Source organism: Escherichia sp. MAL-1 (assembly GCF_052948035.1).
In genome coordinates this window covers 156,750-175,838 of the sequence record NZ_CM129609.1, presented here as the reverse complement: position 1 = coordinate 175,838, position 19,089 = coordinate 156,750, and the positions used below count along the sequence as shown (strand labels likewise).

The following is a 19,089-nucleotide window of genomic DNA, read 5'->3' as shown; positions in this document are numbered from 1 at the left end:
AAAAGCGGCTGAAATTTTTACGATCGGGTACATAGCGAGGGAAAGTATGGAACGTTGCGGCTGGGTGAGTCAGGACCCGCTTTATATTGCCTACCATGATAATGAGTGGGGCGTGCCTGAAACTGACAGTAAAAAACTGTTCGAAATGATCTGCCTTGAAGGGCAGCAGGCTGGGTTATCGTGGATCACCGTCCTCAAAAAACGCGAAAACTATCGCGCCTGCTTTCATCAGTTCGATCCGGTGAAGGTTGCCGCAATGCAGGAAGAGGATGTCGAAAGACTGGTACAGGACGCCGGGATTATCCGCCATCGAGGGAAAATTCAGGCAATTATTGGTAATGCGCGGGCGTACCTGCAAATGGAACAGAACGGCGAACCGTTTGCCGACTTTGTCTGGTCGTTTGTAAATCATCAGCCACAGGTGACACAAGCCACAACGTTGAGCGAAATTCCCACATCTACGTCCGCCTCCGACGCCCTATCTAAGGTACTGAAAAAACGTGGTTTTAAGTTTGTCGGCACCACAATCTGTTACTCCTTTATGCAGGCATGTGGGCTGGTGAATGATCATGTGGTTGGCTGCTGTTGCTATCCGGGAAATAAACCATGATTCGGGAAGCGCAACGTTCAGAACTCCCCGCGATCCTCGAACTGTGGCTGGAAAGTACAACCTGGGGGCATCCCTTTATAAAAGCGAATTACTGGCGTGACTGCATTCCGCTGGTGCGGGATGCCTATCTTGCCAATGCGCAAAACTGGGTCTGGGAAGAGGACGGTAAGCTTCTCGGTTTTGTCAGCATTATGGAAGGCCGATTTCTGGCAGCAATGTTTGTCGCACCGAAGGCCGTCAGACGCGGTATTGGTAAGGCGCTGATGCAGTATGTGCAGCAGCGCTATCCCCATCTGATGCTGGAGGTTTATCAAAAAAATCAACCGGCGATAGATTTTTACCGTGCGCAGGGTTTTCACATTGTCGATTGCGCATGGCAGGATGAAACCCAACTACCCACCTGGATTATGAGCTGGCCGGTGGTTCAAACGCTGTAAGTGTCAGTTCCGGACCGTTGTATTTTTCCAGCCATGCCAGCGCCGTATTACCCGCACAGCCATTCCCCAGCCGCGAGCTGGGGAGATCTTTGGTCAGCACGTTCACTGCGCCGTTTTTACAAATACCGTCAGCGGTTAAATCCAGATCCGGCCATGCCCCTTCGTGAATGCAAATCACGCCAGGTTTAATTCCCTCGCTAATGACCGCTCCGGCAAGGATCTGCCCACGGGAGTTCCACACCCGCACCATATCCCCTTCGGTTATGCCGCGCGCCTGAGCATCGTCAGAATGAATGGTGACAGGCTCACGGTTTGCTACCGCGTACAATTCGCGCAGAGAACTGTAATTCAGCTGGCTGTGCAGGCGGTGCGCCGGATGGGCAGAAAGTACCTGCAACTGTTCTGGTTCGGCATTGCCCTGCCATTCGTCCGGCTCCAGCCACATTGGATGCCCCGGGCAATCCGGATAAGCGTAATCGGCAATACGCTGCGAGAAGATTTCAATCTTACCGCTGGCGGTTTTTAATGGATGCGCCTGCGGATCGCGGCAAAAATCAGCGAAGCGAATAAACCGCTCGCTGTCCGGGTTTTCCGGCATCTCAATTAACTGGTTGGCTTGCCAGAACTCAGCAAATGGCGGCAATTCAACCTGCTGGCTTGCCCCGCGCTGTCGGGCAACGTTATAAAACGTTTCCAGCCATTGCAGCTCACTTTTTCCTTCCGTAAAACGTGCATAACCGCCCTTCTCCCAGCGTTCACTTAACTCGGCAAAAACATCAAAATCATTACGCGCTTCATAGCGTGGCGGCACCACTTGCTTCATGGGCACCAGATGCTGATTACTGTAATCGCCGGTCATGGTGAGATCATTACGCTCAAACGAGGTGGTCGCAGGCAGAACGATATCCGCGTGTTTCGCCGCCGCCGTCCAGAAACATTCGGAGATCACCACCAGCTCCGGTTTTTGCCAGGCACGGATCAGGCGGTTGGTATCCTGATGATGAGTAAAGTTGGCACCGCCCGCCCACCAGATAAAACGAATATCCGGAAAATGTCGGTCCATACCGTTGTGTTGATATGCGCCACCAGGGTTTTCCAGTGCTTCAACAATGCGGGCCACAGGGATTTTATCTACCGCATCGCAGCCACCCGGCAAGCTGCCCTGCATGGAAGAGAGCACCGCAGAACGCCGCGTGGGGTTACCACCATTGGCAAAATGGTAAGAAAGACCAAAACCGCCGCCGGGTGTGCCGATTTGCCCCAACATTGCTGCCAGCGTGACGATCATCCAGTGTTTTTGCTCACCAAACTGTTGGCGCTGCATTCCCCAGCCTGCCATCAGCATGGTGGTATTTTGGTGGAAAATAGCCGCCAGCTCGCGGATTTTCGCTGCGCCAACACCACAAATCTCTGCTGCCCATTCGGCGGTTTTCGCTATTCCGTCACTCTCGCCCAGCAAATAAGAGGCGAAGACGGCATAACCTGTGGTGCAACGCGCCAGAAACGCTTCGTCGTGCCAACCATTTTCCACCAGCGTATGGGCGATCCCCAGCATCAGCGCAACATCGGTGCCCATGTGCGGTGCCACCCACTCCATTTTATCGCCAAAGAAATCGACGGTTTCCGATCGCATTGGATCAATGCAGATCAGCTTTTTCCCACTGTCACGCAGTGCAGAAAAGTAAGAAAGCCCCTGCTCATCGGATGCATTCCACGCAATTTTCAGCGTATTGAGTGGATTAGCACTCCACAGCACCACGACATCGCTATGTTCCAGCACCAGCGGCCAACTGGTCTGCTGTTGATAAACTTCGCTACCACCCACGACATACGGCATGATCGCCTGTGCCGCGCCGGTCGAATAATCCCCCAGATGCCCGGTATAACCGCCTGCCAGCGCCATATAGCGTTGTAATAATGTCGAGGCCTTATGCAGCACGCCGTTTGAACGCCAGCCGTAGGAACCAGCAAAAATCGATGCCGGACCATAAGCCTCACGAATGCGTTTATGTTGTTGGTGAATAAGATCCAGCGCCTCATCCCAACTCACGCGAACAAATTCATCCTGCCCACGAATGCCTTGCGGGTTTTCCGGTGACGCGAGAAAGCCTTTGCGCACCATTGGAAATCGTACCCGCGTATTGCTGTGAACCTGGTCGCGAACCGCGCTCTGCAAGGAGTTTTCCATTCCTGTGGCTAACGCGCCACGCGAGCTAAACACGGTTTCGCCGTCGGTTTCAACCAGCATGGGCCCCCAGTGGGCGGCAGTCAGAACGGAATATCGTGAGGATGAGTTGGTCAAACCGAAGACTCCTGAAAGGTTAGATGTATTGAGCAGTTAAATATTACTTACAAATTTCCGAGTATTCCCAGGAATAATCTTCATGTTCACGCGGCATAATCTCCCGCCACGGAACCCGTGGCAAAGAATAAAAAGGTTATTAAGGATTAACAATGAAGAAACGTGTTTATCTTATTGCCGCCGTAGTGAGTGGCGCTCTGGCGGTATCTGGCTGCACAACTAACCCTTACACCGGCGAACGCGAAGCAGGTAAATCTGCTATCGGCGCAGGTCTGGGCTCTCTCGTGGGCGCGGGTATTGGTGCGCTCTCTTCTTCGAAGAAAGATCGCGGTAAAGGCGCGCTGATTGGCGCAGCAGCAGGCGCAGCTCTGGGCGGCGGCGTTGGTTATTACATGGATGTGCAGGAAGCGAAGCTGCGCGACAAAATGCGCGGCACTGGTGTTAGCGTAACCCGCAGCGGGGATAACATTATCCTCAATATGCCGAACAATGTGACCTTCGACAGCAGCAGCGCGACTCTGAAACCGGCAGGCGCTAACACCCTGACCGGCGTGGCAATGGTGCTGAAAGAGTATCCGAAAACGGCGGTTAACGTGATTGGTTATACCGACAGCACGGGGGGTCACGACCTGAACATGCGTCTCTCCCAGCAGCGTGCGGATTCCGTTGCCAGCGCGTTGATCACCCAGGGCGTGGACGCCAGCCGCATCCGTACTCAGGGCCTTGGCCCGGCTAACCCAATCGCCAGCAACAGCACCGCAGAAGGTAAGGCGCAAAACCGCCGTGTAGAAATTACCTTAAGCCCGCTGTAATCCCTTTCATGCCAGGTGATGCAGAAATCACCTGGCATTCTTCAGTTTTCCTTCATCATATTTCAGGCTAAGGTGATCGCCTTATCAGTGAATGGAGAGAAGCATGAAGCCGTCCGTTATCCTCTACAAAGCCTTACCTGATGATTTACTGCAACGCCTGCAAGAGCATTTCACCGTTCACCAGGTGGCAAACCTCAGCCCACAAACCGTCGAACAAAATGCAGCAATTTTTGCCGAAGCTGAAGGTTTACTGGGTTCAAACGAGAATGTTGATGCCGCATTGCTGGAAAAAATGCCGAAACTGCGTGCCACATCAACGATCTCCGTCGGCTATGACAATTTTGATGTCGATGCGCTTACCGCCCGAAAAATTCTGCTGATGCACACGCCAACCGTATTAACAGAAACCGTCGCCGATACGCTGATGGCGCTGGTGTTGTCTACCGCTCGTCGGGTTGTGGAGGTAGCAGAACGGGTAAAAGCAGGCGAATGGACCGCGAGCATAGGCCCGGACTGGTACGGCACTGACGTTCACCATAAAACACTGGGCATTGTCGGGATGGGACGGATCGGCATGGCGCTGGCACAACGTGCGCACTTTGGCTTCAACATGCCCATCCTCTATAACGCGCGCCGCCACCATAAAGAAGCAGAAGAACGCTTCAACGCCCGCTACTGCGATTTGGATACTCTGTTACAAGAGTCAGATTTCGTTTGCCTGATCCTGCCGTTAACTGATGAGACGCATCATCTGTTTGGCGCAGAACAATTCGCCAAAATGAAATCCTCCGCCATTTTCATTAATGCCGGACGTGGCCCGGTGGTTGACGAAAATGCACTGATCGCAGCATTGCAGAAAGGCGAAATTCACGCTGCCGGGCTGGATGTCTTCGAACAAGAGCCACTGTCCGTAGATTCGCCGTTGCTCTCAATGGCCAACGTCGTCGCAGTACCGCATATTGGATCTGCCACCCATGAGACGCGTTATGGCATGGCCGCCTGTGCCGTGGATAATTTGATTGATGCGTTACAAGGAAAGGTTGAGAAGAACTGTGTGAATCCGCACGTCGCGGACTAAGCCGCGACTGCGTAGAGTAAAGCCCGATAATCGCTCGGGCTTTTACTCTTTATTGGGTTGCAGTAACTGCTGTAGTCCAGGCCTGATTAAACGCCTGATGCTGTGCCGGTAATGGCGCAATCAGTTTGTTATATTCACTTGCCTGCTGTGAAGTCGGGAACTGGATGCCATTTGCGACAAAGCTCACCTGAGTACCTTGCTGAGCAATGTAGTCTCCAACCATCACCAGTTGTTGCGTGAAAGTTTGTGCCGCCGGAATCAACGGTTGCAATGCATCAGCTGGCGTCGTTACCACTTTGGTGAATGCCTGATCAAAGACCGGTTTCAAATCATCGCTCTGTTTTAGCGCAGAGTGCGCAGCATCGGCCTGCAACTTCGCATTTTGCAGTTGTTGCGCCAGCACACCCAGCGAACCGTTCATTTCACGCAGCGGACCGCTTTGCGTAACGTAATCCTGCGGTACGCGAATTGCGTTAACGCTGTCTACAACCGGGCGCAGACCGGAATCCATCGCCTGATTCACCTGCTGAGAATAACCATACAGAATCGCGTAATCAGAGACAAAAGGACCAAACTGTTTTTTCTGATCGGCAGTCAGGGTTGGTAGACGTTCACCGCTACGCATCACTGTATTCTGCAGGAAGTCGATAAACGCTTTACGCTGATCGCCTTCTTTATCAAAACACCCACTCAGGCTAACTACCATTAATAACGCCGCAAGAGGCGCAAACCAGCGAGAGCAGGACTTTCCTGTCGCCATTTTCTTACTCCTTTCACCCAAAAAAAGCGCACAACGACACACGCGTGTCTGACGTGACAAGGATAGTCCAGGACAGGCTTGCAGGATACCCTTTCTACGTAATCTTCCTGGTAAAATCATGGAGAAAATGAAACAAGGTTAATTTGTTGTTTCATTGTTAAAAAATGATAGTGCCGTTGCCTTTTTTGTAGCCAGAGATTTACGCCTTCGCAGAAGGTTAGATTTTCGAAATCTTTACAAAACAGGAGTGGTAAGAGATATATCGGCATTTATCAGATCGTTAGGTGGCTATAAGTCACGCTAAATGACGGGCTGAATCGAATCATAGCCAGAGCATGCCCTGACTTCACCCCGCTGTGTCTGCTTTTCCCGACTATTCTTAATGAGCTTCGATGCAATTCACGATCCCGCAGTGTGATTTGAGGAGTTTTCAATGGAATATAAAGATCCAATGCATGAGCTGTTGAGCAGCCTGGAACAGATTGTTTTTAAAGATGAAACGCAGAAAATTACCCTGACGCACAGAACAACGTCCTGTACCGAAATTGAGCAGTTACGAAAAGGGACAGGATTAAAAATCGATGATTTCGCCCGGGTTTTGGGCGTATCAGTCGCCATGGTAAAGGAATGGGAATCCAGACGCGTGAAGCCTTCAAGTGCCGAACTAAAATTGATGCGTTTGATTCAAGCCAACCCGGCATTAAGTAAGCAGTTGATGGAATAGACTTTTATCCACTTTATTGCTGTTTACGGTCCTGATGACAGGACCGTTTTCCAACCGATTAATCATAAATATGAAAAATAATTGTTGCATCACCCGCCAATGCGTGGCTTAATGCACATCAACGGTTTGACGTACAGACCATTAAAGCAGTGTAGTAAGGCAAGTCCCTTCAAGAGTTATCGTTGATACCCCTCGTAGTGCACATTCCTTTAACGCTTCAAAATCTGTAAAGCACGCCATATCGCCGAAAGGCACACTTAATTATTAAAGGTAATACACTATGTCCGGTAAAATGACTGGTATCGTAAAATGGTTCAACGCTGACAAAGGCTTCGGCTTCATCACTCCTGACGATGGCTCTAAAGATGTGTTCGTACACTTCTCTGCTATCCAGAACGATGGTTACAAATCTCTGGACGAAGGTCAGAAAGTGTCCTTCACCATCGAAAGCGGCGCTAAAGGCCCGGCAGCTGGTAACGTAACCAGCCTGTAATCTCTGCTTAAAAGCACAGAATCTAAGATCCCTGCCATTTGGCGGGGATTTTTTTATTTGTTTTCAGGAAATAAATAATCGATCGCGTAATAAAATCTATTATTATTTTTGTGAAGAATAAATTTGGGTGCAATGAGAATGCGCAACGCCGTAAGTAAGGCGGGAATAATTTCCCGCCGAAGACTCTTACTCTTTCAATTTGCAGGCTAAAAACGCCGCCAGCTCATAACTCTCCTGTTTAATATGCAATTCACACAGTGAATCTCTTATCATCCAGGTGAAAAATAAAAGCGTGAAACAAATCACTATTAAAGAAAGTAATCTATATTTCTGCGGCATTCCCAGCCTCCTGTGTTGATTTCCAACGAGTATGTACTGCACCCATTTTGTTGGACGATGAAATGGAATAGCCCCTAATATGTCAAAGCCAAAATACCCTTTTGAAAAGCGCCTTGAAGTCGTGAATCACTACTTCACAACTGATGATGGTTACAGGATCATCTCGGCACGTTTTGGTGTCCCCCGAACCCAGGTCAGGACATGGGTTGCCCTCTATGAAAAACATGGAGAAAAAGGTTTAATTCACAAACCTAAAGGCGTTAGTGCTGATCCAGAGTTGCGTATTAAGGTCGTGAAAGCTGTGATCGAGCAGCACATGTCCCTTAATCAGGCTGCTGCTCACTTTATGCTTGCTGGTAGTGGTTCTGTAGCCAGGTGGCTGAAGGTCTATGAAGAGCGCGGAGAAGCTGGTTTACGCGCGCTCAAGATTGGCACCAAAAGAAACATTGCAATATCAGTTGATCCAGAAAAAGCGGCATCAGCATTGGAGCTGTCAAAAGACCGACGCATTGAGGATCTTGAAAGGCAAGTTCGATTTCTTGAAACGCGGCTTATGTATCTAAAAAAGCTGAAAGCCTTAGCTCATCCCACGAAAAAGTGAAAGTACTCAACGAGCTAAGGCAGTTTTATCCTCTTGATGAGCTTCTCAGGGCTGCGGAGATACCGCGCAGTACGTTTTATTATCATCTAAAGGCTCTCAGCAAGCCTGACAAGTATGCGGACGTTAAAAAGCGTATTAGTGAGATTTATCACGAGAATAGAGGCCGATACGGATACCGTAGGGTAACGCTGTCTCTTCATCGAGAAGGGAAACAGATTAACCATAAAGCTGTTCAGCGCCTGATGGGAACCCTCTCACTTAAAGCAGCGATTAAGGTCAAGCGATACCGCTCTTACAGAGGAGAGGTAGGGCAAACCGCCCCTAATGTTCTCCAAAGAGATTTCAAGGCTACGCGGCCAAACGAGAAGTGGGTTACCGATGTTACTGAATTTGCAGTCAATGGGCGCAAGCTGTATTTGTCTCCAGTAATAGATCTCTTCAACAACGAAGTTATTTCTTACAGCCTTTCGGAAAGACCAGTGATGAACATGGTTGAGAATATGCTCGATCAGGCATTCAAAAAGCTTAATCCTCACGAGCATCCTGTTCTGCACTCTGACCAGGGATGGCAGTATCGTATGAGAAGATATCAAAATATCCTTAAAGAACATGGTATTAAACAAAGCATGTCCAGAAAAGGCAATTGTCTGGATAATGCTGTGGTGGAGTGTTTCTTTGGAACCTTAAAGTCGGAGTGTTTTTATCTTGATGAGTTCAGTAATATAAGCGAACTGAAGGATGCTGTTACGGAATATATTGAATACTACAACAGCAGAAGAATTAGCCTGAAATTAAAAGGTCTGACTCCAATTGAATATCGGAATCAGACCTATATGCCTCGTGTTTAACTGTCCAACTTTTTGGGGTCAGTACAAACTTTGATTTATAGTCAGGTGGGGCTTTTCTCTGTCTGCCTTTCGGTGAATACCTGAGACAAACAGTCTCAAGCACCCGTGGCTATTCTAGCTTAATAAGTTTGTTTCTTCTCCTTGATATAATCCTAAAAAAATCTCATAAAATTAATATATGAGATAATCTTTATTCAGCAGAAGATTATTAAAGGTTGCTGTATTATTTAGCGATAAAAAAAGCCTGCCAGATGGCAGGCTATTTAATAACGGCGTTATTATTGCAACAGCGAAATATCCGCAACGCGCAGGAACAGTTCGCGCAGTTTCTCCAGCATGGTCAGACGGTTGATACGCAATTCTTTGTCATCAACCATGACCATCACTTTATCGAAGAAAGCATCAACCGGTTCACGCAGCTCAGCCAGTTCGACCAGCGCATCCTGGTAACGACCTTCCGTAAAGTACGGCTCCAGCTTGTCACGTAGCACCACAACCTGCATCGCCAGTTTGATTTCTTCCGGCTCTTTCAGGGTAGAGGCATTCACGCGGTCGCTCAGCACTTCGTCAGATTTCGCCAGAATGTTAGATACACGTTTGTTCGCCGCCGCCAGTGCAGCAGCTGCATCCAGGGTACGGAAATGCGATACCGCTTTCATACGGGCATCGAAATCAGCCGGACGAGTCGGACGACGCGCCAGTACCGCCTGGATGGTGTCAACGGTATAACCTTCGTCCTGATACCAGGCGCGGAAGCGACCGAGCATAAAGTCGATAACATCATCAACTACGTTGGCATTAGTCAGCTTATCGCCATACAGACGCACCGCTTCTTCGGTCAGCGTTTGCAGATCAAGGTTGAGGTTCTTCTCAACGATAATTCGCAGCACGCCAAGCGCGGCACGACGCAGCGCAAACGGGTCTTTGTCGCCTTTCGGATGCTGACCGATACCGAAGATACCCGCCAGGGTATCCATCTTGTCAGCAATCGCCAGCGCACAAGCTACTGGGTTGGACGGCAGGTCATCACCAGCAAAACGCGGCTGATACTGCTCATTCAGCGCCACCGCGACATCTTCCGCTTCGCCATCGTGACGCGCATAGTGCATCCCCATAACGCCCTGGGTGTCGGTAAACTCGAAGACCATGTTGGTCATCAGGTCGCACTTAGACAGCAGACCCGCACGGGTAGCGTGGTTAACGTCAGCGCCAATCTGTTCAGCAATCCAGCCAGCCAGCGCCTGGATGCGGTCAGTTTTGTCGCGCAGCGTCCCCAACTGTTGCTGGAACAACACGGTTTGCAGGCGCGGCAGGTTATCTTCAAGACGTTTTTTACGGTCGGTGTTGAAGAAGAACTCGGCATCCGCCAGACGCGGACGAACGACTTTCTCGTTACCGGAGATAATCTGCTGCGGATCTTTCGATTCGATGTTGGCAACGAAGATAAAGTTCGGCAGCAGTTTGCCGTCGTTCGCATACACCGGGAAGTATTTCTGGTCACCTTTCATGGTGTAAACCAGCGCTTCAGCCGGCACCGCGAGGAATTTCTCTTCGAATTTTGCGGTCAGAACGACCGGCCACTCCACCAGCGAAGCCACTTCTTCCAGCAGGCTTTCGCTTAAGTCAGCGTTACCGCCAATCTTACGCGCTGCTTCTTCGGCATCGGCTTTAATCTTCGCCTTACGTTCTTCGTAATCGGCGATGACTTTCCCACGCTCACGCAGAATTTCCGGATACTGATCGGCGTTATCGATGGTGAATTCCGGCTCGCCCATAAAGCGGTGGCCGCGAATCACGCGATCGGACTGAATGCCCAGAATGGTTGCCGGAATGACTTTGTCGCCCAGCAGCAGGGTCACGGTGTGCACCGGACGCACGAAGTGCACGTCGCTTGCGCCCCAACGCATCAGTTTCGGGATCGGCAGTTTCGCCAGAGAAGTCGCAACCATATTCGGCAGCAGTGCTTCGGTGCTTTCGCCCTTCACATGGGCGCGATACAGCAGCCATTCGCCTTTATCGGTAGTCAGACGCTCAGCCTGGTCAACGGTAATACCGCAACCACGCGCCCAACCTTCTGCCGCTTTGCTCGGTTTGCCTTCAGCGTCGAACGCCTGGGCAATCGCCGGGCCGCGTTTTTCGATTTCACGATCCGGTTGCGCTTCCGCCAGGTTAGCTACTTTCAGCGCCAGACGACGCGGAGCAGCAAACCATTGAACGGTGCCGTGTGCGAGGCCAGCGTTATCCAGCTCCGCAGTAAAGTTCGCAGCAAAGGACTCAGCCAGGCTGCGCAGTGCTTTTGGTGGCAGCTCTTCAGTGCCGATTTCCACCAGAAAAGTTTTCTCAGACATAGCCGCCTCTTACTTATCTTTGTTGCACATCGGGAAGCCGAGGGCTTCACGGGAAGCGTAGTATGCTTCTGCCACTGCTTTGGTCAGGGTGCGAATGCGCAGAATGTAGCGCTGACGCTCGGTGACGGAGATGGCTTTACGCGCATCCAGCAGGTTGAAGCTGTGGGCGGCTTTCAGAATACGCTCGTAGGCTGGCAGCGGCAGCGGATTTTCCAGCGCCAGCAGCTGCTGCGCTTCTTTCTCGTACTGCTCGAAGCAGGTGAACAGGAAGTCCACATCCGCGTATTCGAAGTTGTAAGTGGACTGCTCCACTTCGTTCTGATGGAACACGTCGCCGTAGGTGGTTTTACCCAGCGGGCCGTCGCTCCAGACCAGGTCGTAAACGCTGTCTACGCCCTGAATGTACATGGCCAGACGTTCCAGACCGTAGGTGATCTCGCCGGTAACCGGTTTACACTCCAGACCACCAACCTGCTGGAAGTAAGTGAACTGCGTCACTTCCATGCCGTTCAGCCACACTTCCCAGCCCAGTCCCCAGGCACCCAGCGTCGGGTTTTCCCAGTTATCTTCCACGAAACGGATGTCGTGAATAGTCGGGTCCATGCCCAGCTCTTTCAGAGAACCGAGGTACAGCTCCTGAATATTGTCCGGCGATGGCTTAATGACCACCTGGAACTGATAGTAGTGCTGTAAACGGTTGGGGTTTTCGCCGTAGCGACCATCGGTCGGGCGACGAGAAGGCTGAACATAAGCAGCCGCCATCGGTTCTGGCCCCAGCGCGCGCAGACAGGTCATTGGGTGAGAGGTTCCCGCGCCGACTTCCATGTCCAATGGTTGAACAATGGTGCAGCCCTGGCGAGCCCAGTAATCCTGTAAGGTCAGGATCAAGCCCTGGAAGGTCCTGGTATCAAACTTTTGCATATTATTTCGTGCTGGATACGTGTGGATTTAAAGGAAGGGATCAGTATACCCGCTGGATGGAAGATATACAGTACGAAACGGGAAAAAGCAGGGCTTAACGCATGGAAAGATGCAAAAAATGGCCATCCGCGTCAAAAGAACAGACAAACTGCTCTTTACGGAAGGTATAACCGCGCATTTCATAGCTTCCCTGGAACTGTTCGAAGGCGGTGACGTCGATTTTTTGCTCGCCGGTGTTATAACGTTTTGCCGCCTGATCCTTGCATAACGCTTCCATATTCAATGACCGAATGGGATCAACTTTCACCCTTTGAGCTTTCTGTTCTGGTGGTGGTGTAGAACAACCCACTAGCACCATAAGCGCCATTGCCGGAAAGAAAGCGTTCATCATCATTAAATTACCGTCTGGTTTGCAGGTGAGTCTTATTATTTATATCGGTATAGTGGCTGATATCTTACGAATTTCCTTAAGCCTCTATAAGCTGTAGTGATAAAACTCAGATTATTCCAGTGTGCCAACTGAATGATTTATCGGTCAGACTTTTTTTAACCAGATACAGAGACACAGATGCAGCCCAAAATTTACTGGATTGATAACCTGCGAGGGATAGCGTGTTTAATGGTGGTGATGATTCACACCACTACCTGGTATGTGACCAATGCTCATAGTGTTAGCCCCGTCACCTGGGATATCGCCAATGTTCTGAATTCTGCCTCTCGTGTCAGCGTGCCGCTATTTTTCATGATATCCGGCTATCTCTTTTTTGGCGAACGCAGCGCCCAGCCGCGCCATTTCTTGCGTATCGGCTTATGTCTGTTTTTTTATAGCGCAATCGCGCTGCTCTACATTGCACTATTTACCTCCATCAATGTGGAGTTAGCGCTGAAAAACCTGCTGCAAAAGCCAGTGTTTTACCACTTATGGTTTTTCTTCGCGATTGCGGTGATTTATCTGGTTTCACCGCTGATTCAGGTGAAGAACGTCGGCGGAAAAATGTTGCTGGTACTAATGGTAGTGATTGGTATCATCGCTAACCCAAACACCGTGCCGCAGAAAATCGACGGTTTTGAATGGCTGCCAATTAACTTATATATCAATGGCGATACTTTTTACTACATTCTGTATGGCATGTTGGGCCGCGCTATAGGGATGATGGACACGCAGCATAAAGCACTGTCGTGGGTGAGCGCAGTACTGTTTGTGACGGGGGTTTTTATTATCTCTCGCGGGACATTATATGAATTGCAGTGGCGCGGAAATTTTGCCGATACCTGGTATCTTTACTGTGGGCCGATGGTTTTTATCTGCGCAATCGCGCTATTGACTCTGATTAAAAACACGCTGGATACGCGTACCATTCGCGGACTTGGCTTAATCTCACGCCATTCGTTGGGTATATACGGATTCCACGCCTTGATTATCCATGCGCTGCGCACCCGGGGAATTGAGCTTAAAAATTGGCCAATACTGGATATTATTTGGATCTTTTGCGCGACGTTGGCAGCGAGTTTGTTACTTTCTATGCTGGTACAACGAATCGACAGAAACAGATTAGTGAGTTAAGTAAAAGCCCGGTCACATTGGACTGACCGGGCTTACGTGAGTTATTCGCTGTATTCTTCCTGGGTAACCTGTGTTTCTTTTGGTGGGTTTATTCCGGCATCACGAATATTTTTCTGCACCGCTACTGCACCAAACAAGCTTAAGAAGAAAGCCAGTCCATAAAAACCTTTTTCGCTGAGTAATAATGCCGCATTCCACAGACCTACCATCAGTAATGCAACAGAGATAATAAAGACAGTCAGGCAGGTCATATAATAAATGGAAGTGGTCGGTATGCCTTCATACTTGTCCCGAACGGTCTTTTGATAAGACGCCGCAGAAAACAGTCCTAATACCAGTACGGCAAAATAATATCCTTTTTCATTTAACTGCATCTCTGCATTCCATAGCCCTAACAGATAGGTAACGATACCACCAACGAGAGCTATCCATGACACAATACTAAAGGCCGGTGAATAGGTTGATATTTTGTTGTCCATCACAGTATTCCTTTCATTCCTGAATATGTAAGAGCTTTATGTTGCTCATGCCGAGCGAAACAAACGCATTTGACCAAACAAGCAGACAAAAAAGGCGATGGGATAGATCACCATTTCATAAGTATTGATAGGTGCGTTTAAAACACCGATAAACAAGAGACCGATAGTGATTAACGCAACTAACTGGCAGATATGGGTAAAAAAATCATCCAGTTGCCCGAGTTTTTCTGCGCGAAGATATGCATAGTTGCCAAAAGTTGCTGTCATTAACACGCCAAGAAAATAGCCTTTTCCACTTAACAATGGGCATGAGATCCATAGCCCAACCAGATAAACCAGCGCCCCGACAACAAATAATAGTTTTGCCACAGTCTTTGAGGTTTTCATAACGATCTCCATATCTACCAGCGATACATTACGAGTAACCAACGAAAGACAAAACTGAAAAATGCCATTAACAAATGATTTTCAGAATAAATTCATACTAAATATTAATTAATTACTGAGATATATAGATGTGAATTATCCCCCACCCGGTCAGGCAGGGGATAACGTTTACGCCATTAATGGCAGAAGTTGCTGATAGAGGCGACGGAACGTTTCTCGTCGTGGCTGATAAGCGGCATAACGCTGCGCATCTGGTAGATGCGACTGTTCTAACGGTAGTTGCGGCAACAATTCAATGAGCGATTTCTCTGGATTCGCCGCGATCTGCGCCAGCCTTGCTGCGCCCAGTGCTGGCCCCACATCCCCCCCCGTACGGTAATCGAGCTGCTGACCGCTGATATCCGCCAGCATCTGACGCCAGTACTCACTACGCGCCCCGCCCCCAATCAACGTAACACTTTGCGGTTTAATACCGCAGGCATGCACGACATCCATGCCATCTGCCAGCGCATAACCCACGCCTTCCAGCACTGCTCGCGCCAGTTCATTGGGGCCATGTTGATGAGTCAAACCAAAGAAAACCCCCTTCGCCTGGGGATTATTGTGTGGCGTACGCTCGCCGGAAAGATAAGGCAGAAACCAAACTGGCTCGGCACTTTCATCAGCCTGTTGAGCTGCAGCGATTAAAGCTGGGACATTGCTCAGGCCGGTTAATTTCGCGGCCCAATCCAGACACGACGCTGCACTCAGCATCACAGACATTAAATGCCAACGTTGCGGTAGCGCATGGCAAAAGCTATGTACGGCGCTTTCTGGCTTGCTTAAGAACCCTTCGCTGACAGCAAAATAGACCCCCGACGTCCCCAGCGATAACATTGCCTGATTAGCATCAACCATTCCCACACCAACTGCACCAGCTGCATTGTCGCCACCGCCTGCGACAACTGGCACCGTCGCCATACCCCACGCTTTCGCAACTTCAGGTAACAAAGCACCAGTAATTTCGCTGCCTTCGTATAATGCGGGCATCTGGTCACGAGATAAGTCGCAAGCCTGCAGCATGACGTCACTCCAGTCACGCTTTGCGACATCCAGCCACATGGTGCCAGCTGCGTCAGACATATCGCTGGCAAACTCCCCCGTCATACGCAGACGCAAGTAATCTTTCGGTAATAATACTTTGTCGATTTGACGGAATATCTCCGGCTCATGCCGCTGAACCCATAGCAATTTAGGCGCAGTAAATCCGGGCATCATCAGGTTGCCGGTAATCACTCGTGATTGCGGAACTCTCGCTTCCAGCAAAGTGCACTCTTGCGCACAGCGCCCGTCGTTCCACAAAATGGCAGGGCGCAATACCCGTTGTTGAGCATCCAGTAAGGTTGCTCCATGCATCTGGCCGGCAATACCCAATGCTTTAACGTCCTGCAGAGAATGCTGATCGCCCAGAGCTTTCATTGCGCGATCAGTTGCCTGCCACCACTGTTCCGGGTCTTGTTCCGACCAGAGTGGATGCGGGCGCGAAACGGTCAGCTTTTCCGTTTGCGAAGCAACCACCTCACCCTGCTCGTTGAGCAAAATAACTTTTACGCCCGAGGTGCCAAGATCTATCCCGATATACATATCGATCGTTCCTTAAAAAAATGCCCGGTATCGCTACCGATAACCGGGCCAACGGACTGCACAGTTAGCCGTTATTTGTCGAACAGATAATGATTTACCAGATTTTCCAGTTGCTCCTGGCGACCACTCTGATGCACCGGAGACAAATTATGTTCCTGAGCATATTTGGCTAAATCTGCCAGTGACATTTGGCCTTTCAGGATTTGCTGGCCCAATTCGCTATTCCAGCCGGAATAACGCTGCGCGATGCGTTTATCCAGCTCGCCATCTTCAATCATGCGCGCTGCAATTTTCAGCGCCAGTGCCATCGTATCCATCGCGCCGATATGACCGTAAAACAGATCATATTTATCAGTACTTTGACGACGTACTTTGGCATCGAAGTTCAGACCACCGGTGGTGAAACCGCCTGCTTTGAGAATTTCATACATCACCAGCGCATTCTCTTCCACACTGTTCGGGAACTGGTCGGTGTCCCAGCCCAGCTGCGCATCGCCACGGTTGGCGTCGACAGAACCGAACAGGCCAAGCGCAATGGCGGTGGCTATTTCATGATGGAAAGAGTGACCTGCCAGCGTCGCGTGGTTAGCTTCAATGTTCAGTTTAATCTCTTTTTCCAGACCAAACTGTTTCAGGAAGCCATAGACCGTCGCGGCATCGTAATCATATTGATGTTTGGTCGGTTCTTGCGGTTTCGGTTCGATAAGCAACGTGCCCTGGAAACCGATTTTATGTTTATGCTCAACCACCATCTGCATAAAGCGGCCCAGTTGTTCACGCTCCTGACGCAAGTCGGTATTTAACAGCGTTTCGTAACCTTCACGACCGCCCCACAGGACATAGTTTTCACCGCCCAATTTATGGGTTGCTTCCATCGCTGTAACAACTTGCGTTGCCGCCCAGCTGAAGACTTCAGGATCTGGGTTCGTCGCCGCACCCGCGCCGTAGCGAGGGTTTGTAAAGCAGTTGGCGGTTCCCCACAGCAGCTTCACGCCGCTCTCTTCTTGCTTGCCTGCCAGGACATCAACCATTTGCGCAAAATTATTGATGTACTCTTTTAACGACGCGCCCTCAGGGGAAACATCCACATCGTGGAAGCAATAAAATGGCACATGTAACTTGTGGAAAAACTCAAATGCGACATCTGCTTTACGCTTCGCCAACGCCAGTGCCTCACCAGGCTGCTGCCACGGACGATTAAACGCCCCCACACCAAACATATCCGCCCCGTTCCAGCAGAAGGTGTGCCAGTAGCAGGCGGCAAAACGCAAGTGCTCTTCCATACGCTTACCCAACACCAGTTCGTCGGGATTGTAGTGACGGAATGCTAACGGGTTTGAGGATTTTGAGCCTTCATAACGAACGCGATCGAGCTGGTCAAAATAGGCTTGCATATTGAACTCCATAATCAGGTAATGCCGCGGGTGATGGATGATGTCGTAATATTGGGCACTCCCTTTCAGTTGCTCAATTATGTTATTTCACACTGCTATTGAGATAATTCACAAGTGTGCGCTCGCTCGCAAAATAAAATGGAATGATGAAACTGGGTAATTCCTCGAAGAGAAAAATGCAATAAGTACAATTGCGCAACAAAAGTAAGATCTCGGTCATAAATCAAGAAATAAACCAAAAATCGTAATCGAAAGATAAAAATCTGTAATTGTTTTCCCCTGTTTAGTTGCTAAAAATTGGTTACGTTTATCGCGGTGATTGTTACTTATTAAAACTGTCCTCTAACTACAGAAGGCCCTACACCATGAAAATAAAGAACATTCTACTCACCCTTTGCACCTCACTCCTGCTTACCAACGTTGCTGCACACGCCAAAGAAGTCAAAATAGGTATGGCGATTGATGATCTCCGTCTTGAACGCTGGCAAAAAGATCGAGATATCTTTGTGAAAAAGGCAGAATCTCTCGGCGCGAAAGTATTTGTACAGTCTGCAAATGGCAATGAAGAAACACAAATGTCGCAGATTGAAAACATGATAAACCGGGGTGTCGATGTTCTTGTCATTATTCCGTATAACGGTCAGGTATTAAGTAACGTTGTAAAAGAAGCCAAACAAGAAGGCATTAAAGTATTAGCTTACGACCGTATGATTAACGATGCGGATATCGATTTTTATATTTCTTTCGATAACGAAAAAGTCGGTGAACTGCAGGCAAAAGCCCTGGTCGATATTGTTCCGCAAGGTAATTACTTCCTGATGGGCGGCTCGCCGGTAGATAACAACGCCAAGCTGTTCCGCGCCGGACAAATGAAAGTGTTAAAACCTTACGTTGATTCCGGAAAAATTAAAGTCGTTGGTGACCAATGGGTTGATGGCTGGTTACCGGAAAACGCATTGAAAATTATGGAAAACGCGCTAACCGCCAATAATAACAAAATTGATGCTGTAGTTGCCTCAAACGATGCCACCGCAGGTGGGGCAATTCAGGCATTAAGCGCGCAAGGTTTATCAGGGAAAGTAGCAATCTCCGGCCAGGATGCGGATCTCGCAGGTATTAAACGTATTGCTGCCGGTACGCAAACTATGACGGTGTATAAACCTATTACGTTGTTGGCAAATACTGCCGCAGAAATTGCCGTTGAATTGGGCAATGGTCAGGAGCCAAAAGCAGATACCTCACTGAATAATGGCCTGAAAGATGTCCCCTCCCGCCTCCTGACACCGATCGATGTGAATAAAAACAACATCAAAGATACGGTAATTAAAGACGGATTCCACAAAGAGAGCGAGCTGTAAGCGTTACGCCC

20 protein-coding genes are annotated in these 19,089 nt (G+C 49.5%); 10 read left to right on the top strand and 10 right to left on the bottom strand.

Annotated features, from left to right (window positions below; all coding sequences use genetic code 11):
* Window positions 1-46: 46 nt before the first annotated feature.
* Both tag and ACU8XX_RS00835 read left to right on the top strand, forming a co-directional pair.
* A complete protein-coding gene (gene tag, locus ACU8XX_RS00840; RefSeq protein WP_181029934.1) occupies window positions 47-610 on the top strand; it encodes a DNA-3-methyladenine glycosylase I in 564 nt (187 codons plus the stop codon).
* Window positions 607-1,047, top strand: coding sequence for an N-acetyltransferase (locus ACU8XX_RS00835; protein WP_000617478.1), 441 nt, complete (start codon window positions 607-609; stop codon window positions 1,045-1,047). Before tag ends, ACU8XX_RS00835 begins: the two co-directional genes overlap by 4 nt.
* Here ACU8XX_RS00835 and bisC read toward each other — a convergent pair.
* A complete protein-coding gene (gene bisC / locus ACU8XX_RS00830) occupies window positions 1,016-3,349 on the bottom strand; it encodes a biotin sulfoxide reductase (RefSeq protein WP_240765329.1) in 2,334 nt (777 codons plus the stop codon). The genes ACU8XX_RS00835 and bisC overlap by 32 nt on opposite strands.
* A gap of 152 nt (window positions 3,350-3,501) precedes the next feature.
* Between bisC and ACU8XX_RS00825 the strand changes: the two genes are divergently transcribed.
* Both ACU8XX_RS00825 and ghrB read left to right on the top strand, forming a co-directional pair.
* Window positions 3,502-4,161, top strand: a complete 660-nt coding sequence (locus ACU8XX_RS00825) for an OmpA family lipoprotein (protein ID WP_000747625.1) — start codon at window positions 3,502-3,504, stop codon at window positions 4,159-4,161.
* Window positions 4,162-4,264: 103 nt separating this feature from the next.
* A complete protein-coding gene (gene ghrB / locus ACU8XX_RS00820) occupies window positions 4,265-5,239 on the top strand; it encodes a glyoxylate/hydroxypyruvate reductase GhrB (protein ID WP_000805027.1) in 975 nt (324 codons plus the stop codon).
* A gap of 49 nt (window positions 5,240-5,288) precedes the next feature.
* Here ghrB and ACU8XX_RS00815 read toward each other — a convergent pair whose 3' ends face one another.
* On the bottom strand, window positions 5,289-5,999 hold the full coding sequence (locus tag ACU8XX_RS00815; protein ID WP_000190516.1) for a DUF3053 domain-containing protein: 711 nt from the start codon (window positions 5,997-5,999) through the stop codon (window positions 5,289-5,291).
* Window positions 6,000-6,432: 433 nt separating this feature from the next.
* On the opposite strand from ACU8XX_RS00815, the gene ACU8XX_RS00810 reads away from it, so the two are divergent.
* The 3 genes from ACU8XX_RS00810 to ysaE all read left to right on the top strand — a co-directional run bounded on the left by ACU8XX_RS00810 (window position 6,433) and on the right by ysaE (window position 7,426).
* Window positions 6,433-6,723: an HTH-type transcriptional regulator gene (locus ACU8XX_RS00810; RefSeq protein ID WP_000455798.1), complete on the top strand. Its 291-nt coding sequence runs from the start codon at window positions 6,433-6,435 to the stop codon at window positions 6,721-6,723.
* Between the two features lie 280 nt (window positions 6,724-7,003).
* On the top strand, window positions 7,004-7,216 hold the full coding sequence (gene cspE / locus ACU8XX_RS00805) for a transcription antiterminator/RNA stability regulator CspE (protein ID WP_000014594.1): 213 nt from the start codon (window positions 7,004-7,006) through the stop codon (window positions 7,214-7,216).
* A 138-nt stretch (window positions 7,217-7,354) separates the two neighbouring features.
* Window positions 7,355-7,426, top strand: coding sequence for a protein YsaE (gene ysaE, locus ACU8XX_RS00800; protein WP_211180513.1), 72 nt, complete (start codon window positions 7,355-7,357; stop codon window positions 7,424-7,426).
* Here the strand turns inward: ysaE and hokA are convergent.
* Window positions 7,403-7,555, bottom strand: a complete 153-nt coding sequence (gene hokA / locus ACU8XX_RS00795) for a type I toxin-antitoxin system toxin HokA (protein WP_001135732.1) — start codon at window positions 7,553-7,555, stop codon at window positions 7,403-7,405. The two genes, ysaE and hokA, sit on opposite strands and share 24 nt — an antisense overlap.
* A gap of 79 nt (window positions 7,556-7,634) precedes the next feature.
* Here hokA and ACU8XX_RS00790 point away from each other — a divergent pair.
* A protein-coding gene (locus tag ACU8XX_RS00790) for an IS3-like element IS150 family transposase (RefSeq protein WP_089584753.1) occupies window positions 7,635-9,004 on the top strand; the annotation gives its coding sequence in 2 pieces (ribosomal slippage) (window positions 7,635-8,115 and window positions 8,115-9,004; 1,371 coding nt in all).
* 278 nt (window positions 9,005-9,282) lie between these two features.
* Here ACU8XX_RS00790 and glyS read toward each other — a convergent pair.
* The 3 genes from glyS to ACU8XX_RS00775 form a co-directional block, all read right to left on the bottom strand.
* Window positions 9,283-11,352: a glycine--tRNA ligase subunit beta gene (gene glyS / locus ACU8XX_RS00785; RefSeq protein WP_001291772.1), complete on the bottom strand. Its 2,070-nt coding sequence runs from the start codon at window positions 11,350-11,352 to the stop codon at window positions 9,283-9,285.
* Window positions 11,353-11,361: 9 nt separating this feature from the next.
* Complete coding sequence (glyQ, locus tag ACU8XX_RS00780) at window positions 11,362-12,273, bottom strand: glycine--tRNA ligase subunit alpha (protein ID WP_001168544.1); 912 nt, start codon at window positions 12,271-12,273, stop codon at window positions 11,362-11,364.
* 94 nt (window positions 12,274-12,367) lie between these two features.
* On the bottom strand, window positions 12,368-12,667 hold the full coding sequence (locus ACU8XX_RS00775; RefSeq protein ID WP_000980109.1) for a YsaB family lipoprotein: 300 nt from the start codon (window positions 12,665-12,667) through the stop codon (window positions 12,368-12,370).
* A 174-nt stretch (window positions 12,668-12,841) separates the two neighbouring features.
* Between ACU8XX_RS00775 and wecH the strand changes: the two genes are divergently transcribed.
* The gene (gene wecH, locus ACU8XX_RS00770; RefSeq protein WP_001182642.1) at window positions 12,842-13,837 is read left to right on the top strand and encodes an O-acetyltransferase WecH; all 996 of its coding nucleotides are present in this window, start codon (window positions 12,842-12,844) and stop codon (window positions 13,835-13,837) included.
* A gap of 41 nt (window positions 13,838-13,878) precedes the next feature.
* Here the strand turns inward: wecH and yiaA are convergent, their stop codons facing one another.
* The 4 genes from yiaA to xylA form a co-directional block, all read right to left on the bottom strand.
* Window positions 13,879-14,316 (bottom strand): inner membrane protein YiaA, encoded by a 438-nt coding sequence (gene yiaA / locus ACU8XX_RS00765; RefSeq protein ID WP_097466713.1) that lies wholly within the window; start codon window positions 14,314-14,316, stop codon window positions 13,879-13,881.
* Window positions 14,317-14,361: 45 nt separating this feature from the next.
* The gene (gene yiaB / locus ACU8XX_RS00760) at window positions 14,362-14,703 is read right to left on the bottom strand and encodes an inner membrane protein YiaB (RefSeq protein ID WP_001295228.1); all 342 of its coding nucleotides are present in this window, start codon (window positions 14,701-14,703) and stop codon (window positions 14,362-14,364) included.
* Between the two features lie 168 nt (window positions 14,704-14,871).
* Window positions 14,872-16,326, bottom strand: coding sequence for a xylulokinase (gene xylB / locus ACU8XX_RS00755; RefSeq protein WP_000275381.1), 1,455 nt, complete (start codon window positions 16,324-16,326; stop codon window positions 14,872-14,874).
* Between the two features lie 71 nt (window positions 16,327-16,397).
* On the bottom strand, window positions 16,398-17,720 hold the full coding sequence (gene xylA / locus ACU8XX_RS00750; RefSeq protein WP_001149592.1) for a xylose isomerase: 1,323 nt from the start codon (window positions 17,718-17,720) through the stop codon (window positions 16,398-16,400).
* Window positions 17,721-18,085: 365 nt separating this feature from the next.
* On the opposite strand from xylA, the gene xylF reads away from it, so the two are divergent.
* Window positions 18,086-19,078: a D-xylose ABC transporter substrate-binding protein gene (gene xylF / locus ACU8XX_RS00745; RefSeq protein ID WP_001300957.1), complete on the top strand. Its 993-nt coding sequence runs from the start codon at window positions 18,086-18,088 to the stop codon at window positions 19,076-19,078.
* Window positions 19,079-19,089 lie beyond the last annotated feature (11 nt).

What these genes read in the sequence shown, in the direction of transcription:
- ACU8XX_RS00775 (WP_000980109.1), bottom strand. Translation starts at nt 12,667, where the DNA reads ATGATGATGAACGCTTTCTTTCCGGCAATGGCGCTTATGGTGCTAGTG.
- yiaB (WP_001295228.1), bottom strand. Translation starts at nt 14,703, where the DNA reads ATGAAAACCTCAAAGACTGTGGCAAAACTATTATTTGTTGTCGGGGCG.
- ACU8XX_RS00815 (WP_000190516.1), bottom strand. Translation starts at nt 5,999, where the DNA reads ATGGCGACAGGAAAGTCCTGCTCTCGCTGGTTTGCGCCTCTTGCGGCG.
- glyQ (WP_001168544.1), bottom strand. Translation starts at nt 12,273, where the DNA reads ATGCAAAAGTTTGATACCAGGACCTTCCAGGGCTTGATCCTGACCTTA.
- glyS (WP_001291772.1), bottom strand. Translation starts at nt 11,352, where the DNA reads ATGTCTGAGAAAACTTTTCTGGTGGAAATCGGCACTGAAGAGCTGCCA.
- hokA (WP_001135732.1), bottom strand. Translation starts at nt 7,555, where the DNA reads ATGCCGCAGAAATATAGATTACTTTCTTTAATAGTGATTTGTTTCACG.
- xylF (WP_001300957.1), top strand. Translation starts at nt 18,086, where the DNA reads ATGAAAATAAAGAACATTCTACTCACCCTTTGCACCTCACTCCTGCTT.
- ACU8XX_RS00810 (WP_000455798.1), top strand. Translation starts at nt 6,433, where the DNA reads ATGGAATATAAAGATCCAATGCATGAGCTGTTGAGCAGCCTGGAACAG.
- yiaA (WP_097466713.1), bottom strand. Translation starts at nt 14,316, where the DNA reads ATGGACAACAAAATATCAACCTATTCACCGGCCTTTAGTATTGTGTCA.
- wecH (WP_001182642.1), top strand. Translation starts at nt 12,842, where the DNA reads ATGCAGCCCAAAATTTACTGGATTGATAACCTGCGAGGGATAGCGTGT.
- ghrB (WP_000805027.1), top strand. Translation starts at nt 4,265, where the DNA reads ATGAAGCCGTCCGTTATCCTCTACAAAGCCTTACCTGATGATTTACTG.
- xylA (WP_001149592.1), bottom strand. Translation starts at nt 17,720, where the DNA reads ATGCAAGCCTATTTTGACCAGCTCGATCGCGTTCGTTATGAAGGCTCA.
- cspE (WP_000014594.1), top strand. Translation starts at nt 7,004, where the DNA reads ATGTCCGGTAAAATGACTGGTATCGTAAAATGGTTCAACGCTGACAAA.
- ACU8XX_RS00825 (WP_000747625.1), top strand. Translation starts at nt 3,502, where the DNA reads ATGAAGAAACGTGTTTATCTTATTGCCGCCGTAGTGAGTGGCGCTCTG.
- xylB (WP_000275381.1), bottom strand. Translation starts at nt 16,326, where the DNA reads ATGTATATCGGGATAGATCTTGGCACCTCGGGCGTAAAAGTTATTTTG.
- ACU8XX_RS00835 (WP_000617478.1), top strand. Translation starts at nt 607, where the DNA reads ATGATTCGGGAAGCGCAACGTTCAGAACTCCCCGCGATCCTCGAACTG.
- tag (WP_181029934.1), top strand. Translation starts at nt 47, where the DNA reads ATGGAACGTTGCGGCTGGGTGAGTCAGGACCCGCTTTATATTGCCTAC.